The sequence below is a fragment of the Bartonella sp. AD328YNZD genome (genome assembly GCF_042196425.1).
Map to the genome: position 1 here is coordinate 1 of NZ_JBHIQG010000552.1, position 1,127 is coordinate 1,127.

1 protein-coding gene and 1 pseudogene are annotated in these 1,127 nt (G+C 42.1%); both read right to left on the reverse strand.

Annotation, left to right across the window (positions count from 1 at the left end):
• Window positions 1–353 (reverse strand): annotated as a pseudogene (locus ACFIO3_RS13585) (transporter); the annotation flags it as partial.
• Window positions 354–647: 294 nt separating this feature from the next.
• A partial coding sequence (locus ACFIO3_RS13590; RefSeq protein WP_375704638.1) for a BID domain-containing T4SS effector occupies window positions 648–1,127 on the reverse strand: 480 nt, incomplete at its 5' end.

Consider the following 1,127-nt stretch of genomic DNA (forward strand, 5'->3'; position numbering starts at 1 on the left):
GGAGCCACTTTTGTCTGTAGGAAGGGGGACTCTTGAACTGTCGGTTTATGTTGTTGTCTCTCTTTTACACGCTGAGGTTTTGGCGGAGCTGCTTTTTTTTGTGGGGGAGGTGTCTCTTGGTTTTTGGTGTTAGGAGGCATTGTGCTGGTTTGCACTGGGCTTTTCATACGTGGGGGAGGTGGTGGAGCAACTTTTGGGTGGTGGGATAAATTTTCTGGGCGTTTTTGTACAGTTGGTTTTGGCAAACTTTGAGAAACTTGGGGAGGGGGGGGGCTGGTGGGGGATTGTTCAGCCTGTTGTTGAAATTTTTCCATCATTTCGGTGATAAAAGGGGAGGGATTTCTTTTTTTCATGCATGTTCCTTTCAAACTCTTTCAATATTGTTTTTAAATACTATTTAAAAATATACGTTGGTTTTTATTCTGTTTTATGCTTTTTCACTTACTCTAATATGAAAGAGAATATGAAACTGAGAAGCTTCACAAGATTTGACTCTCATGGTTCAGATCATAATCACTCTCTAAATATTGTTTGATCAATAGCTGAGATTAAGTAGTGGAGGAATGAATTTCCCCATTTCTTGGCGCAAATCACCTCTGCTATGGTTGCGCCAAGACGTTGGATTCAACGTGAAAACTTATGTCTGTTTAGCTGGCAAAAGCCATCGCTTTTGGGGCGGCGGTTTTGCGAGGACGAATATCTGTTTCTCTTTGTTGAGTAGAGGTTGTTGCTCCTTCATGCGTTACTGTTGAAAGCTCAACGCGTTGAGCAGACTGTGAGACGCTTTGTTGTTGATGCAAGATTTGCGCTCTCTCAGAAGATGCTTCATTGTGTCCTTGTTTTGTCTGCTGAGTTTTTGAAAGGCTCTCTCTTACTTGTGTTACAGCTGTTGCATAATTGTCAGCGGCGTCAATGAGGTGAGAAAGACCCGCTTCAGCATGTCTGCGTGCTTGATTTTTAAAGCCACAAAAGTTATGACCAGCGTACTTGTGAAAAGATTGAGGATTTCCGACAAGTTGCTGTGCGAGTGCTTCTATTGTTTCAGGGTTTTGGAAAAGCTCTTCTGTTTGTGATTGCAAAATGTTTTCGTTCCCAAAAACAACTTTACACCAATATTGGATTTGGGC